Below are 16,013 nucleotides of genomic sequence, written 5' to 3' on the forward strand. Positions count from 1 at the left end.
GAAATGAGAAGAAACTCATGAATAAGCTGCCGAAAATCGACCGTCAACGCGAACATCAAGCAAATGAACGTACTTTTTTAGCTTGGTTGCGTACTTCTATTGCATTAATTGGCTTTGGTTTTGCGATCGCCAGATTTGGTCTGTTTTTGCATCAGCTTAATCTGGCGATAACACAACAGGAACCTCTTGTACATCCCTTATTCAATTCGGAAAATTTAGGGATTGTTTTAGTAATTACTGGGATTGTCACCATCGCTTTAGCAGCTTGGCGATACAACCAGGTTTTCTGGCAAATTGAACGAGGAGACTATCAACCTCATCGGTTATCAATTTGGATAATTACCGGAGTAGTGATGATTTTTGGATTTCTCAGTATTCCCATACTCCTGTTGCGCAATCCAGTTTCTTCCCGACCAACTTCTGCGTTTACTCAACCACCTTCCCCGAAAAAATTACAATAATATTTAATTTTCCAGAATTTCGGCTTTCTCTACTGAGTTATCGTTAACTCCCAATGTTAATTCTAAAGGCGTGCGCGATGGATACGCCTTCACTACCTGTCTATAAACATCATAGTTAGTGGGTAATGTTTTTTGTTGGGAACCCACGCTGTATGTAATTTTGTACTCTACAGTTTTCAATAATTCTGGCTTGCTTACCTCTTGTTGGGGTTTTTTGCGCTGTTCAATTTCATCAACTGTAGGACGTGGCGGTAGCGCTGGCCACCATAAACCGCGATCGTCGGGGCCTGTAACTGCACCTTCTGGTTTCAGTCCATTGCGATTGAGCAAGGATGTACTAGCAAAGGTTTCAAATTGCGGTGATGGTTCATTGCTTAAGTTGTTAGCATACTTCATCTGCCATGTGTAAGTGGTCAGTGCTGTTGCTTCGTATTGGCTAGTGTTTAAGGTGCTGCAACTGCTGAGTGTTAGCGCAGTTAGCATCACCACAGTCAAAGGCGAAAAAATTGGCTTTTTCATTACCGTTCTCAAATTTGCTTCTTTTCTCAACACTGGACGTTGGACTGCTTTCTCATAAGCCAGCCTTATTAATACTATCTACAATTATTTGTCAAGTCTTGTTGACTCTTTGTAACAATATTGTTATATTTATTTACATAAGGTAACAAAGCAAGGAAAACAACTATATGTACACCACCATTAACGAAGACGGCGTTCTCAACAACTACGCAACCGAACCCAAGATTTATTACGCTGAATACCCTGCAATTTGGGAGCAACGCAAATATGTTTTACAAGGTGTTTTTGCTAGCTTAATTGTTACTACTTTAGTTTTGGTTGGTATCAGCGTTAGCTAAGATTTTTTAACTCGGTATCTGTATCTCCCATCGTCATTCGTTCTTCTCTGCATTGCCTCGGTTAGTTTCGCCGAGGTTTTTTATTGCTAACCAAAAAGCCCGATCGCTTTGACCGGGCTTTGGGTGGAATATATTCCCTGTAGGTTAGATATAGAAGTAAGTTATAAATTAGTCATCTGATAATTACTTCCATACTTGAGTTGCTGATTTCGGAAAATTGCTAGAAGTTCTCAAAGTTGGCGATCGCATTTTTCAATTTATCCAAAACTTCATCCACAGAAATAGCGCCTAACTCCCCAGAAGCGCGGGTACGGATACTCAAGGAATTGCTTTCTACTTCCTTAGCTCCCACAACTGCCATCACGGGTATTTTATCCTTCTCAGCATTGCGGATCAATTTACCCAAGCGATCGCCACTCAAATCGACTTCAGCACGAATCCCTAAAGCACGCATCTTTGCTGCCACATCTTGAGTAAAATCTATCTGTGCTTCCCCAACGGGTAACAATCTTGCTTGTATTGGCGCTAACCACAAAGGGAAATCACCCGCATACTCTTCAATTAAAATCCCAATCAGCCGTTCCAGCGAACCAAAAGGCGCGCGGTGAATCATTACCGGACGTTTACGGGAACCGTCTTCAGCAACGTACTCTAACTCAAAGCGTTCTGGCAAGTTGTAATCTACTTGTACAGTTCCTAATTGCCATTCTCTTTCTAAAGCATCGCTAAAGATAAAGTCGAGTTTGGGGCCATAAAACGCCGCTTCCCCAATTCCCTCAAAATGTTCCATCCCCAACTGTTCCACAGCACGGCGAATTGCACCTTGGGCTTTTTCCCAAGCTTCATCAGAACCGATATACTTATCGCTAGCTGGGTCGCGGAAACTCAGTCTCGCTTTAAAGTTCTTCAGTTGCAGTTTATTGAACACCGACAAAATCAAATCCACCACATTGAGGAATTCGCTGTCTAGCTGTTCTGGGGTGACAAATAAGTGAGAATCATCTACCGTAAAACCACGCACTCTGGTTAAACCGCCCAATTCTCCTGATTGTTCGTAGCGGTAAACAGTACCAAATTCTGCCAACCGCATTGGTAGTTCGCGGTAGGAACGTAATTCACTCTTATATATTTGGATGTGAAACGGACAATTCATTGGCTTGAGAACGAAGCCATGTTCTAAAGCAGCAGCTTCTTGATCCTCTGCCATTAACGGGAACATATCTTCTTTATACTTTTGCCAATGTCCAGAGGTTTTAAATAAATCTACTCTGGCAATGTGGGGGGTGACTACAGGTAAATAACCGCGTTTTAGCTGTTCCTGTTTTAAAAAGTCTTCTAACAGACTTCGCAACAAAGTACCTTTGGGCGTCCACAAAGGTAAACCCGGCCCTACTTGGTCAGAAAAGATAAATAATCCCAATTCTTTACCGAGTTTGCGGTGATCTCTTCGTTGGGCTTCTTCTTTGCGCCGCTTGTACTCAGCGAGTTGTTCGGGAGTTTCCCAAGCGGTGGCGTAAATTCGTTGCAGTTGGGCTTTGGTTTCATCACCACGCCAATAAGCGCCAGCTACGCTTTCTAATTCAACTGCTTTGGGGTTAATTTGACTGGTATTTTCTAAGTGAGGCCCTGCGCACAAATCCCACCATTCATTTCCTAGGTGGTAAATCGTAATTGGTTCTTCTTTAATATCTGCGAGAATTTCTAGTTTGTAAGGTTCCTTGATTTCCTGAATCCGGCGTTCAGCTTCTTCCCGGCTGACTTCTTCCCGAATTACTGGGAGTTTGCGATTGATAATTTTGACCATCTCTTTGGTGATGGCTTTTAAATCCTTATCGCTAAACGGTTCTGGATTGTCAAAATCATAGTAGAAACCGTTGTCAATCCAGGGGCCTATTGTTACTTGCGCCTTGGGAAACAGCTTTTGTACAGCCATAGCCATGACATGGGAAGCAGTGTGGCGGATTTTTTTTAAAGTTTCCGATTCGCTGCTACGAGGTAAATACATTTTTTCAGATTGTTCTGGTTGGTTGGGAACTTGATTAGGCGACATCGGCTGCTAAACCATTGGCGAAGTGAGTGCAAAAGTAATTTATCAGTTAGAGTTCTGAAAAATCTACCCAAATATAACATGGGTGTAATTGTCATCTTAATAGGCTTTTACCGATGCTGGAGGCTCTGTTACGTCTTTGATTGAATAGTTTTTTACCAATGTTTAATCAGCCTCAAGATGCGGATTGATGAGTCTGCTAGTAGCTGTCTGCAACATGGCTGTTTTGATACTTAGACATACATAGCCTGCCTGCACTGCAAGCGATCCGCTAACCTTTTGCTGTTCAGCCTTCTTCAACTATAACGATTTAAAGTACTGCCAGTTTGCTGGAATATTGCAACTTTAAAATTAATTTGGTCTGGAAAATAAAAGCGAATTTCTAATTAATGACTGAATAAAGTTGCGTTCTGCTTAGATAAAAGCAACATTTCTCAACATATTGTTGTAGCCAACGATCTATCTTGAGAATGAATTTTTTTGCAAGCGATCGCAGTTGACTTTATAACTATGTTTATGTTGATCCCCGCCGATATCCCATACCTCAGATAGCTATCCCAACCTCTTGACAAAACCATAACATATGGAAATGTATCCCAAGATACAGAATTTTTGATTTATTTAAACCACGAAACCAGAAAAAAGGGTGTGAAGAATTGTAAATAAAGTTAATATTAGAAAGAAACTTAGAAGTATGCTTCTCATTTATGCAAGACTCAAATTCATCTGGGGCCGAATTGCTCAAAAGTCTGTTAGAACCGCTGTTAGAGGATTTTCAGTTTTGGTTTGCAGGATCGCGCCAATTTCTGGAAAGCAGGCAACTCTCATTTATGAGCGAGGAAGAGCAAAATGACTTGCTTTTACAAGTCAAGCAGGCGCAGGATGAACTCAACACGGCAAAGATGATGTTCAATGCTACCGATGGACAAGTTGGGATTGATATGGCAACCATAACACCTTGGCACGAACTAGTAACAGAATGCTGGAATGTGGTGATGCGCTACCATCAAGAAAAAGATATATGAAAATTAAGATTTTATTAATTAAGTTTCGATAGACTTAATTAATAGGAATAAGTCGGTATCTAAATAAAGCGTTCGAGTAAATAGATAAACCATCAAAATCATTGAAAAGCTAACTTTATAAGCTTTTGAGATTTTGAATTTGATAGACAGCCGCAGAGTCCTTAGATTCTCGCTAAATTACACAATCCTTAATAAATTTTGAATAAATCAGAAAACAATGTATACCATGCTACCTTGTTCTGAATAACGGTTAATAGACTGCCCTTAATAGACACCATTAAGACGTACAACCACTACGTCATTTATTCGCTCTAGCTGTAATTTAAGTTACTAGCATAGCGAAACGTTACCATCAAAACTTTTAAAACTCGCTTCCTCTGGAGGAAAATTCCGATGTTACACCTGCTTTACATTCTTGCTTTTACGATCCTTGCCGTTATTGCTGTTGCTAATTTAATTCGCAACTTGATTATGTTCAGTTTCGATCGAGAGCGAACTTATCCAGCAATGAATAATCAGGGCAAACTTGGTTATCATTCCTCAAACAAGCAGTTTACACCACATCCAGAGTTATTAGATGGAGCAGGTAACTTAATTAAAGAGCCTTTATTAGTGATGCGGTCAATCAACGTTGAAGATGCCCGCCAACAATTAGATGCTTTATATGAAGCTTCTCCAGGTCGTAAGGTCGAGAATCAAGAAGAAGGATAAGTCGGAGTACTGATTCCTGAGTGAAGAATAGCTCAAAATAACAGGGTAAAGAAAGGAGAGATTTTTAGAATCTTCTTTCTTTTTTTATTTTGGTTGAGATTGAGGGACAAGGAGGACAAAGAAGAAATATTCAATGCCCCATTCCCTATGCCCCAAGCCCAATTAATAATTACGCCTCAATTACAACGCGGAGATTGCCACGTTTTTTCGCAACACGACAAGCAGTAGTGTTACCAGAACGCTCAAATTCTAAATCGAGGACGGTAGTACCAACTTGCAAATTGTGGAAGGATAAGCGATTAATCGACTCTGGCAAAGCGGGGTCGATGATTCGCAAGCAGTTATTTTGCGCATCCGGTACGAGATTCACCATCATTTGCAGAAGTTGGAAGACACTACCAGTAGCCCAAGCTTGAGGCGTACAAGCCACGGGATACTGTACGGGGGCGTTATCACCATTGCGTTCGTAGCCGCAGAACAGTTCTGGAGGACGTTGATATGGTTGCTGGCTAGTCATATCAAACAAACCTTGGAACAGTTCTAGGGCTTGATCTATTAAACCAAGCGATCGCAATCCCATCGCAATGATGGCGTTATCATGAGGCCAAACTGAACCGATGTGATAGCCCATTGGATTGTAGGCAGGGGATACACTACTGAGAGTGCGTATACCCCAACCATTAAACATATCTGGGGCGCGCAATCTTTCGGCGACACTGTAGGCTTTTTCGGGTGTAAAGATGCCCAAATGCAAACAATGGCCGGGATTTGAAGTAATACTATCTACCTGCTTACCATCGCCATCCAAAGCCAAAGCACAGAAATCTTGGTCTTCCATCCAAAAATCTCTGTTGAAACGCAGCTTGAGATTTCTCGCTTCTTCTAGCCAACGGTCTGCTAAGTCTAGTCGCTTTTTCATCCGCGCAATTTCTGCTAGACGCATTTTTGCCGCATAAACGTAAGCTTGCACTTCACAAAGAGCGATCGGGCCGCTAGCTAGCTCTCCTTTATGGTCTACAATACAGTCGCCAGAATCTTTCCAACCTTGGTTAGCCAAACCGCGTTTCGATTTACGATAGTAGCTTAAGTAGCTAGTTTGTTTAGTATTGCGGTCAATCCACTCCATAGCCGCTAGAGCATTCGGCCATAGTTGCTCTAAAGTTTCGCGATCGTTTGTCCAAGCATAGTACTCAGCATAGAGCATCAGCCATAAAGGTGTGGCATCGACTGTACCGTAGTAAGGTGTATGGGGAATTTCTTGACACCGCGCCATTTCCCCTAACCGTAACTCGTGTAAAATCTTACCTGGTTCTTCTTCGCGCCATTCATCCTCAACTTTGCCTTGGTATTTCGCCAGTAGCATCAGCGTTTCTTTGGCAATTGTGGGATTTAACATCAAAGTTTGGGACGCTGTAATAATCGAATCTCGCCCAAACAGTGCCGAAAACCAAGGTACGCCAGCCGAAACAGTCTTATACTTGCCAAAGGACTGGCGTAACAAGTACATATCTTGTTCGGCTCGTTCAATCACTCGATTGAAAATGCTTTTATCTGAGCTAATACGGGTAATTTGTTGTACCCAGTGTTGTTCTTCCATTAACTCAGCCGCTTTCGCTTGTGGTAAGGTAATCGCTGCATTCACAGTAGAACTAGGCTGGTTATTCCTCAATAAATTGACCCGATAACCCAATTTTTGGGTTTCGTGGGGAGCCAACTCTAACTGCCAAACGGCAGTGTAACCTTTAAAGTAATCTGGTTGTCGATGCTGAAATTGGATACGCGATTCCATAACTAAGCCATCTAAACCTTGATAAGCCAGTGTTAAGAATTCATCGCGCACCAATAAGGGCTGAGTTTGTGTAGCTAAAAAGCCATCACCTTCGTGGGATGTGACCTCTTCAGGTAGCGGTTCTACTAGGCGTAGCAGTCTACCCCGTTTGTCTCTGCCATAGCCCCGGACTTCAAATAAATCAACAAAGTCTGCATCAAAACTGATACTAAGTTCAAAACTAACACTAGTTGTGCTATAATTAGCTACCTCTAATTCTTCAAATAGTGCCCCATTGAGTACCATTTCCCGGCGAATCCCTACAGTATCAGCCCGCAGGCGTTCATCAATCCTGGGGTTAGTGCATAGCACTGAGAGGGAAAATCCTTTTTCTGCGGTACTACTGAGTAGCACAGGCGATCGCCCTTCAATCTGCAACTCTAGACGGCTGAGAAATCGGGTATCGCAGCAAAACAGTCCCATACTAGGGTTGCCATCGTTGAGGGAACAGCCTGAAATGTTCCCCATCGTATCTGTTACTAAGAATAAATCATCATCTTTAACCGTGAGTGTTGGTTGTGGTCTTTCACTTACAACACAAGGCCACTCTGGAATCGGTAGTTGTTCTGCGGGAATATAAGTTTTTCCATCCAACAAGATTTTTTCCGGTGTCATCAGTATATCCGGTGTCATTAGGCAACATTCCGTGTACAGATCTAGATTTTCGCAATCGCATCGGTGTCAACAGGAAAAGTCCCAGCGGAGGCTGACTCCAATCTAAAACTTGGGAAACAGACGCTCTAGCAAATTTAAGTTAAGCCATTCAAGCCAGAACAATACTTACATATTCTGGGCAAAAGGACAGCTATCAAATCTACAACAATCAAATATTCAGAAATTTAAAACTCACGCAGGAAAAATTCCCTAACCCCGATCGAACAAGAGATTTGAGGTTGTTCTTAGAAAAATTAAGATAATCTAGGCTTTGGGTTTTCAGTGCGTCAGTTGCTAAACTTATATTTTTTAAAGTTTTATGAAGCTAACGTCAAGTCTAAAAAAATGCCGTATTAAACTATTTTAGGCAGAATTTAAGCGTAAACCTATATTTAGTTCTATTTTTATAGAAAAATACAACGTTTTAGGGGTTTAGCATTGCTAAACCCTAGATCGTTTACGGGTTAAAAGTGTAATTTATTACTTTAACACCATATTATAAGCTCGTTCGTATTCATCAGTCATAGACTTGACGCTAAAGCGGCTGACAACATACTCCCGACAAGTCTGACGATCTAATTTCATCGCCTCTGGAATCACCTCAATCATTTTTTCCAGAGAATGACAAACAAAACCGGTCTTCCCATGAGCAATAACTTCTGGTACTGCACCTAACCCCATACCAATTACAGGTGTACCTGTGGCCATTGACTCAATCATCACCAAGCCAAAAGGTTCCCGCCAAGTAATGGGGAACAAAGTCACAGTCGCTCCCCCCAACAGTTTTACTTTGTCTTCGTGGGAAACTTCACCCAAATACTGAACCTGTTCGCCATCAATTAGGGGTTCAACTTCTTGCTGATAATACTCGCGATCGACAACATCAATTTTGCCAGCCATTTTCAATGGTAGACCAGCAGCACGAGCAACTTTAATTGCTTCTACTGGTCCTTTTTCGGGCGAGAAACGTCCCACAAATGCGATGTATGCGGGTTGCGTTGGTTCAGGCTGGAATTTATAAGCGCTTGTATCAATACCGTTGTAGACAGTATGAATGTAGTTTAAGCCTAAGCGGGGTTCTCGTTGTGCTTCGCTAATGCTAATAAAAGGTTGCCAAGAAAAATGTCGAAAAATCTTCTCATTATCGCGGGTAAAAACACCATGCATTGTGTGTACTGAGGGTGTTTTTACGAAACTGGCATAGCCAAGGGCGCTAGCACCGACGTGCGAATGAATAATATCAAAATGATGCGCTTTTTGATACACATCAGCAAGCATCATTTGCTCGTAAACCAGTGGCTCTTTGACTGTCGGATCGAGCCTAATTGCTTTGTCATGTACTGAGTGAAGCTTGGCTTTGGTAATCGAGTCACCAGATGCGAATAAAGTTACTTCATGACCACGCCGAACTAATTCATCCGTCAGTAGCTGGACAACTAATTCTATACCACCGTACCGAAAGGGAGGAACGCGCTCCCATAAAGGGGAAATTTGGGCAATTCTCATATTTCACCTGAGCAGTTAATTATCGGCATATAAGCCCAGGAAATCTGAGGATATAAAACTCATATTTTCAAAAATTCTGGGCATATATGCCAAGATTTATGTTTACTCAGATCGACTTTATTAGTAGATGCAAAGTAAACTGAAACTGATTGATATTAAAGGTATTGGGTAATTTTTATTCTAGTTATATTGGGAAAATTTTAAACATTATAATTCCCCACTAAGGCTTACGAGCCGACAAGTCAGCCAATTTTACTCAATAGTTATTGCAGGCTTAACTACTTTTAGTAAAAGGCTTTATTTTGCAAGGTGTCACATAGCTTTAATAAAACTTTAAACTAATTGACAAAGTTATATTACATGAAATTGTTAAATATAGCAATATACTCAATAACCACGTGACTTTTTATAGGATGAAACTTATACATAGCAAGCATTTTTGGCATGATATTACATGAGTATATTGAGGCAATCCTATACCTAATTAAGTTCTCTCAATCGGCTGAGAAAGTGAAAACGATCGTTGTTGTAAATCCTTATACACAAATATAAACATCTTAAAAAATACAAGGATACTAGAGGCTGTGATAGATATAACCGATCTACAAGCTTTGGTTAACTAATGCTTACTTAGCTATTTATGAAGGTTTAATAACTAATGCTTCATCGTATTAATGAGCCAGGGAGAATAAGTTATGATTCAGGACTTGAGTTCTAATTTTTAAGTACTAAATTCCTGAATAAGATATCCTGAGAAAAGCAATTTCTGGCTTGCTTAATCTTCTAGGTTTAATGATGGAGTGGTACTAACTTCATCAACATTGCTTGCCCAACACTACTGAGATATTGAGCGCTTCATTTTGTACATAGGAGTAATTTCTGCCATAAAACTTGGGTTCTGAGTGATGGTGGATCTGCTTCAGAATGTATATTGAGCGTAGTAGCCTATTATTTGAAACATTACAATGCCAGCCAATGGATAAAGAAGACTTGAGTCAAGAACAAAGCCGTCATGGTGAATGGCTTAATCAAGGTGCAAACAACGAATGTATTGCCGTTTTTGGGCTATTTGCTCGTCAAGGCTAATCGATCGAGCTATACAAGCTTCTCTTATGCGAGAGCAGACTGCTGCACTACTGCTAACATTCTGTTTCACGATTCTTTACATATTGCAACTGTCTACTTGATTTTAGAGTCCGTTGTAATTTGTACAATGCAGCTGTGACTCAGATCTTATCCAGATTGGGCTTCCTTAGAGACATTCATGAGCATTTCGACTTCCGTGCTGAGTGATCTGCTACAGTTCCTCCCCTACCTACGACCCCAGCTATATTTCAAGGCTTCACTAACGGCGCTCTCCCATGCGATGGAAGACCAGGTTTTGGCGGCGACTTTAGTCCAGCCTTTGGTAATAGCTAGCTTCCAGAGAGAAAGGTTTTATCGCCAAGAAGCGCATCGCTACCAGCGGTTATCGGAGCGAAGTAACCAAATATACGTACTATCGGCACCAGAAACAGATTTTGCTAATAGCTCGGAATATTACGAAAAAATAGCTTTTGAGCCAGATGATGCCTTGAGCCAAGAATGGCATTTGGTGGTAGTTGCTGATAACTATGCTACTTGTTTAGTTTGTCGCGAAAGCTTAGGCTCGATTGCCAAAAATAAGCAAAATCCGGAACTCATTCCTAGTCTGGATATGGATACAGCACGCAGGTTTGAGGGAATTTGGACATCAGAACGGGGAGTCAGTCTCAAAGCAGCACAATTATTACTAGATAGGATTGTCATTTACAGACCAGATCTGGCAGAGAAAGTTGAGGATGCACGCCAAAGATTTGGGATTGGGAAACCGAGAATTTCCTCAAGCGCAGAACACAGCAGTGAGTATGCTTGTGACATTGATACCGACCCGTTTGTGCAACGCTTGGTAACTTATCTCCAAGCTAGTCAGTACAAATTACACAAAGCTTATCGTTCAATTACAGCCCAAGCACGGAAAGAACGCTTAATCAACTCCATTAGTACAGCCATTAGGCGATCGCTCGATCCGCATGAAGTACTGCAAATAGCCGCACAAGAATTGGGTCAACATATGGGGGCTGGGCGCTGTTTGATTTACCGCGCACACGCGACAGAAGCCAAAGCCATAATTGAACATGAATTTTTAACTCCAGGGGTGTTATCTGTATTAGGGCAAACCTGGGAATTAGAGCGCAATCCTCTATTTCGAGAAATAGTAAAACTTGGTGAGGGTGTTTGCGTCAGCGATACCTTGGCCGATCCTTGGGTGACTAATTCAACAGTGCTATCTGCGATCGCCAAAAAGTTTGCCATTCGTTCTTGGGTGATGGAACCAGTTTTCTATCAAGGGCGATTGCTCGGCATCGTCGAGTTACACTATTGCACTATGCCGCCCCATGAGTGCCAACCAGGAGAATTGGATTTAGTAAAAGCGATCGCTACCCAAGTAGGAGCAGCTTTAATTCAAGCAGAAGCCTATGCCAACTTAGAAGAGCTTAATCAGCAGTTAGAAGCCCTAGACCGCACCCGCAGCAACCTGATAGCCATCACTGGACACGAACTGCGCACTCCTCTATCTACCATTCAAGTTTGCCTCGAAAGCCTCGCCAGCGAACCAGATATGCCCCAGGATTTACAGCAGGTAATGCTCACTACTGCCCTTGCTGATTCCGAAAGGATGCGCAAATTAGTGCAAGATTTCTTAACACTTTCTAATTTGGAAAGCGGGCGCGTAGAATGGCATCCGGAATCGCTGACTTTACAAGAGTGCGTAGATTTAGCACTTAGCCGAATGCGGACGCGCTCCACCATTGAAAAGCCGCCCCAAATTACAACTAAAATTGCCAAGAACTTGCCTTTAGTGAAAGCTGATGGCGACTGGCTGGTAGAGGTAATTGCCAAGCTTGTAGATAACGCTTGTAAATTCACACCATCACAGGGAGAAATCAGCATTAGTGCAACGCGTAACAAGCAGCAGATGGTTGAAGTCACCGTAGCTGATACAGGACGGGGTATTGAACCAAATCGCTTAGAAATTGTCTTTGACCGCTTCTATCAAGAAGAAGGCGCACTCAGACGAAGCACAGGCGGTACAGGGCTGGGATTAGCGATTTGCCGCCAAATAGTCAACGGCTGGGGTGGAGAAATTTGGGCAACCTCCAACGGCAAAGACCAAGGCAGTCAGTTTCACTTTACCATCCCGATTGTGCAGAGCAGCCCAGAAGAAAAGCGATCGCGGGTCAAAGGTAAATAGTCAATGGTTATGGGAATTTGGACTCTTGACCTTGGACTCTTGACTAAAAACTGTTACAGTCTATGACACGATCGCAACACGATCCATTTGACAGTGTTAGGATGCCCTAAAAACGTTGAGAGACTACTTTATGGCAGAAGCACTTTCTGGAAAAACTCCGTCATATGCTGGCAGCACTGGCGGCTTGCTGTCAAAAGCAGAAACTGAAGAAAAGTACGCTATCACCTGGACTAGCCCCAAGGCACAAGTTTTTGAACTGCCTACAGGTGGTGCTGCTACTATGCACCAGGGCGCAAACCTTCTGTACCTGGCTCGCAAAGAATACGGTATCGCTTTGGGCGGTCAACTCCGGAAATTCAAAATCACAGACTACAAAATCTATCGGATTTTGCCCAACGGAGAAACCTCTCTAATTCACCCAGCGGATGGCGTATTCCCTGAAAAAGTGAACGCAGGCCGTGAAAAAGTACGTTTTGTACCACGCAATATTGGCAGCAACCCTGAGCCATCACACCTTAAGTTCAGTGGTAAATATACCTACGATGCTTAACTCTCTGCACTAGGGGCTAGAGAATTAGGGATTGGGGCTTGGGAGTTGGGTACTTCCAGTCTCATTCCCTATTTCTTAGCCTCTAGTAATTAGGTGGAAAATTGGGCATAGGGCATTGATTTTCAAGTCAGAATAAGTGTAAATGCTGTCTTAAAAATAAGTTCAGAGTGCAAGACGGGAGAAGGGTAAAATTTTCATGCCCTTGTTGTGAGTGCAAGCCTCCTTGTGGAGGTACTATGCTAACGCTTGTGAGGGTATAGTTATTAAATTTTAGATAAGGTATGATTTTTCCCGATTTTTCGCAGTTTTCTCAACTAGCTTCGCAAGGCAACTTTGTTCCGGTATATCAGGAATGGGTAGCAGATCTGGATACGCCAGTATCCGCTTGGTATAAGGTCTGTGCTGGTCAGCCTTACAGTTTTTTGTTGGAATCTGTGGAAGGTGGGGAAAAACTAGGACGTTATAGTTTATTGGGTTGCGATCCGTTGTGGGTTTTGGAAGCTAGGGGTAATAATACAACCCAGACACACCGCGATGGTTCTCAGGTAGAGTTTACAGGGGACCCGTTTACAGCTTTAGCCCAATGTCTAGAACCTTATCACCCAGTAAAGTTACCACAACTACCACCGGGAATTGGGGGTTTGTTTGGCTTTTGGGGTTATGAGTTAATTCATTGGATAGAACCCCGCGTGCCAATTTATCCCCAAGACGAGAGAAATATTCCCGATGGTTTGTGGATGCAGGTAGACCACCTGCTGATTTTTGACCAGGTAAAGCGGAAAATTTGGGCGATCGCTTATGCAGATTTACGCAACCCGGAAGTAGATTTACAAGCAGCTTATCAACAAGCTTGCGATCGCGTCACCCAAATGGTCAGCAAGCTATCTCTGCCCTTATCGCCAGAGAAAACTATATTTGAATGGACGCCCCCAGGTAGCAAGAAAGCGTCAACAGAGGAATACAGCAGCAACTTTACTCGCCCGGAATTCTGCGCCAGCGTCGAAAAAGCAAAGCAGTACATTAAAGCGGGAGATATCTTTCAAGTTGTCATTTCTCAGCGATTATCGACCAAATACACAGGCGATCCTTTTTTGCTTTACCGTTCCTTGCGCCAGATTAATCCCTCGCCTTACATGGCTTACTTTAACTTCCAAGATTGGCAAATTATTGGTTCCAGTCCAGAAGTAATGGTCAAAGCAGAACGCGATCGCGATAATGAGGTAATCGCCACAGTCCGCCCAATTGCAGGGACGCGTCCACGGGGTAAAACTAGCAAAGAAGATGCGGCTTTAGCAGAAGATTTACTCCAAGACCCTAAAGAAGTGGCCGAACACGTCATGCTGGTAGATTTAGGGCGGAATGATTTGGGGCGGGTTTGCCAAAGCGGTAGCGTCAGAGTTGATGAATTAATGGTGGTGGAACGCTACTCCCATGTCATGCATATTGTCAGTAATGTTGTTGGTAAATTAGCACCTGACAAAACAGCATGGGATTTATTAAAAGCTTGCTTTCCTGCGGGTACAGTCAGCGGTGCGCCCAAAATTCGGGCGATGGAAATTATCCACGAGTTAGAACCGAGTCGGCGTGGTGTTTATTCTGGTGTTTATGGTTATTACGATTTTGAAGGGCAATTAAATAGTGCGATCGCAATTCGCACAATGGTAGTACACGATAGCACCGTAACTGTGCAAGCTGGTGCGGGTTTAGTAGCTGATTCCGAACCAGAGAAAGAGTATGAAGAAACTCTGAATAAAGCTAGAGGTTTATTAGAGGCGATTCGCTGTTTGCGTTAAAAGAATCGCACAAAAAGTTTTTACCAGAAGCCTTGGTTGTCAACGCTAAGGCTGCAAAAAGTTATATCTCACATAATCAAGAATTATCAAAATCTATCTGAGAAGTGATTGCTTCTTTGTAACGGAATTGTTATATTTCTTTACATAAAGGCATGTAATTGCAATATAAGGCGTTACCCATTACGTTCTGAATCACCATGCAATTGAGCGTGTGATAGCTGCTGAGTATGCATTTATGGTCTGGAATCAACGCGAACGAGTGATGAAGCGATCGCTAGCTCGTCACGATTGAGCAAAACGCCTATCTTTGCTGCGTAAAGGAATTAGTTCCATTTGCGGCATCACAGCAGATTGTTAAATAGTTTTAAGATTGATGCGGCATCTTTCAAAGCGCGATCGTTACAGCTATTTACAGCAATTTTCACTTGGGTAGTGTACTGAATGATAAATCATAGATTTGGGAGGCAGGCTTGATGGATGCTGATGAACTTCTCAACCGCTATCGTGCAGGAGAGAAAAATTTCACTCAGGTAAGCCTGCACTCAGTAAATCTGAGCGAAGTATGTATACCTGGAATTAATTTGGCTGGGGCTAATCTAGTTAAAGCCACGCTATCTCACGCTAACCTGCGGGGAGCAAACCTGATAGAAGCAAATTTGACAGCAGCTTCTCTGTGGAGAACAGACTTAACTGAAGCAAATCTGATCTGGGCAAATCTCAAGGCTGCTAACTTGATTCGGGCAAACCTGACTAAAGTTGACTTGCACAAAGCTTCCTTAACAAAAGCCGACTTGCGTTTAGCAAATCTGCGTAATGCCGACCTCAGCGGTGTAAATTTAGCTGGAGCCGACTTGAGTTATGCCAACCTCAGCGGTGCTTTCTTAGCTGGGGCAAATCTTTGGGGTGCAAACCTTACAGGGGCAAACTTGAGCAAGACAGACTTGAGTCATTGTATTCTCACCAAAGCTATCTTGTTCAAAACCGATCTCACTTACGTTGATTTTACAGAAGTAGACCTAACTGATGTGGATTTGCACTACTGCCTTGTTAGCGGAGAAACTTCACCAGAAAAGGGTTTGTTGGAAGCGGTTTGAGTGTCACCACCGATTTAAAAAATAATCTGACAGATATTTTTAGAGACGTTAGGTGTAACGTCTCTAAAGCTATATGAGGGCGCTGATACCTCCACTCTGACAGTCAAAATTCTGACGATTAAATAAGTAAAACTCATGACAAGTATTAATTTTACTAAATTAATATTACTTGATAAACTTTTGTAAAGCATTGTAAAGTAATTTTACAGGCGA

Annotated in this window: 12 protein-coding genes; 8 read left to right on the top strand and 4 right to left on the bottom strand. The window is 42.4% G+C overall.

Going from position 1 to position 16,013, the window contains the following annotated elements; genetic code table 11:
* Positions 1–17 precede the first annotated feature (17 nt).
* The gene (locus AACU33_RS32850) at positions 18–461 is read left to right on the top strand and encodes a YidH family protein (protein ID WP_096594452.1); all 444 of its coding nucleotides are present in this window, start codon (positions 18–20) and stop codon (positions 459–461) included.
* 3 nt (positions 462–464) lie between these two features.
* Here AACU33_RS32850 and AACU33_RS32855 read toward each other — a convergent pair whose 3' ends face one another.
* Positions 465–980: a hypothetical protein gene (locus AACU33_RS32855; protein ID WP_096594453.1), complete on the bottom strand. Its 516-nt coding sequence runs from the start codon at positions 978–980 to the stop codon at positions 465–467.
* A 167-nt stretch (positions 981–1,147) separates the two neighbouring features.
* Between AACU33_RS32855 and psb34 the strand changes: the two genes are divergently transcribed.
* Positions 1,148–1,318 carry a photosystem II assembly protein Psb34 gene (gene psb34, locus AACU33_RS32860; RefSeq protein WP_339376421.1) on the top strand — a complete coding sequence of 57 codons (171 nt, stop codon included), beginning with the start codon at positions 1,148–1,150 and terminating at the stop codon, positions 1,316–1,318.
* A 220-nt stretch (positions 1,319–1,538) separates the two neighbouring features.
* On the opposite strand, the gene thrS is transcribed toward psb34, so the two are convergent.
* Complete coding sequence (gene thrS, locus AACU33_RS32865; protein ID WP_096594454.1) at positions 1,539–3,368, bottom strand: threonine--tRNA ligase; 1,830 nt, start codon at positions 3,366–3,368, stop codon at positions 1,539–1,541.
* 704 nt (positions 3,369–4,072) lie between these two features.
* On the opposite strand from thrS, the gene AACU33_RS32870 reads away from it, so the two are divergent.
* Both AACU33_RS32870 and AACU33_RS32875 read left to right on the top strand, forming a co-directional pair.
* Positions 4,073–4,390 carry a DUF2605 domain-containing protein gene (locus tag AACU33_RS32870; protein ID WP_096594455.1) on the top strand — a complete coding sequence of 106 codons (318 nt, stop codon included), beginning with the start codon at positions 4,073–4,075 and terminating at the stop codon, positions 4,388–4,390.
* A 393-nt stretch (positions 4,391–4,783) separates the two neighbouring features.
* A complete protein-coding gene (locus tag AACU33_RS32875; protein ID WP_096594456.1) occupies positions 4,784–5,101 on the top strand; it encodes a DUF2973 domain-containing protein in 318 nt (105 codons plus the stop codon).
* Between the two features lie 169 nt (positions 5,102–5,270).
* On the opposite strand, the gene AACU33_RS32880 is transcribed toward AACU33_RS32875, so the two are convergent.
* Together AACU33_RS32880 and AACU33_RS32885 are read right to left on the bottom strand one after the other, a co-directional pair.
* The gene (locus AACU33_RS32880; RefSeq protein WP_096594457.1) at positions 5,271–7,562 is read right to left on the bottom strand and encodes an amylo-alpha-1,6-glucosidase; all 2,292 of its coding nucleotides are present in this window, start codon (positions 7,560–7,562) and stop codon (positions 5,271–5,273) included.
* A gap of 501 nt (positions 7,563–8,063) precedes the next feature.
* Positions 8,064–9,089 carry a glycosyltransferase family 4 protein gene (locus tag AACU33_RS32885; RefSeq protein ID WP_096594458.1) on the bottom strand — a complete coding sequence of 342 codons (1,026 nt, stop codon included), beginning with the start codon at positions 9,087–9,089 and terminating at the stop codon, positions 8,064–8,066.
* Between the two features lie 1,264 nt (positions 9,090–10,353).
* Between AACU33_RS32885 and AACU33_RS32890 the strand changes: the two genes are divergently transcribed.
* The 4 genes from AACU33_RS32890 to AACU33_RS32905 all read left to right on the top strand — a co-directional run bounded on the left by AACU33_RS32890 (position 10,354) and on the right by AACU33_RS32905 (position 15,800).
* Positions 10,354–12,363, top strand: coding sequence for a DICT sensory domain-containing protein (locus AACU33_RS32890; protein ID WP_096594459.1), 2,010 nt, complete (start codon positions 10,354–10,356; stop codon positions 12,361–12,363).
* Between the two features lie 130 nt (positions 12,364–12,493).
* Positions 12,494–12,913, top strand: a complete 420-nt coding sequence (locus tag AACU33_RS32895) for a photosystem I reaction center subunit II PsaD (RefSeq protein WP_096594460.1) — start codon at positions 12,494–12,496, stop codon at positions 12,911–12,913.
* Between the two features lie 281 nt (positions 12,914–13,194).
* Positions 13,195–14,706, top strand: coding sequence for an anthranilate synthase component I (gene trpE, locus AACU33_RS32900; protein WP_096594461.1), 1,512 nt, complete (start codon positions 13,195–13,197; stop codon positions 14,704–14,706).
* A gap of 473 nt (positions 14,707–15,179) precedes the next feature.
* Entirely contained in the window at positions 15,180–15,800 is a 621-nt protein-coding gene (locus AACU33_RS32905; RefSeq protein ID WP_096594462.1) for a pentapeptide repeat-containing protein, read from the top strand.
* Positions 15,801–16,013: the final 213 nt, after the last annotated feature.

The sequence above is a fragment of the Calothrix sp. NIES-2098 genome (assembly GCF_963875125.1).
In the GTDB taxonomy this organism is placed as follows: Bacteria; Cyanobacteriota; Cyanobacteriia; order Cyanobacteriales; family Nostocaceae; genus Aulosira.

Coding starts and splice junctions, on each gene's coding strand:
- AACU33_RS32850 (WP_096594452.1), top strand. CDS start 18: ATGAATAAGCTGCCGAAAATCGACCGTCAACGCGAACATCAAGCAAAT.
- AACU33_RS32855 (WP_096594453.1), bottom strand. CDS start 980: ATGAAAAAGCCAATTTTTTCGCCTTTGACTGTGGTGATGCTAACTGCG.
- psb34 (WP_339376421.1), top strand. CDS start 1,148: ATGTACACCACCATTAACGAAGACGGCGTTCTCAACAACTACGCAACC.
- thrS (WP_096594454.1), bottom strand. CDS start 3,368: ATGTCGCCTAATCAAGTTCCCAACCAACCAGAACAATCTGAAAAAATG.
- AACU33_RS32870 (WP_096594455.1), top strand. CDS start 4,073: ATGCAAGACTCAAATTCATCTGGGGCCGAATTGCTCAAAAGTCTGTTA.
- AACU33_RS32875 (WP_096594456.1), top strand. CDS start 4,784: ATGTTACACCTGCTTTACATTCTTGCTTTTACGATCCTTGCCGTTATT.
- AACU33_RS32880 (WP_096594457.1), bottom strand. CDS start 7,562: ATGACACCGGATATACTGATGACACCGGAAAAAATCTTGTTGGATGGA.
- AACU33_RS32885 (WP_096594458.1), bottom strand. CDS start 9,089: ATGAGAATTGCCCAAATTTCCCCTTTATGGGAGCGCGTTCCTCCCTTT.
- AACU33_RS32890 (WP_096594459.1), top strand. CDS start 10,354: ATGAGCATTTCGACTTCCGTGCTGAGTGATCTGCTACAGTTCCTCCCC.
- AACU33_RS32895 (WP_096594460.1), top strand. CDS start 12,494: ATGGCAGAAGCACTTTCTGGAAAAACTCCGTCATATGCTGGCAGCACT.
- trpE (WP_096594461.1), top strand. CDS start 13,195: ATGATTTTTCCCGATTTTTCGCAGTTTTCTCAACTAGCTTCGCAAGGC.
- AACU33_RS32905 (WP_096594462.1), top strand. CDS start 15,180: ATGGATGCTGATGAACTTCTCAACCGCTATCGTGCAGGAGAGAAAAAT.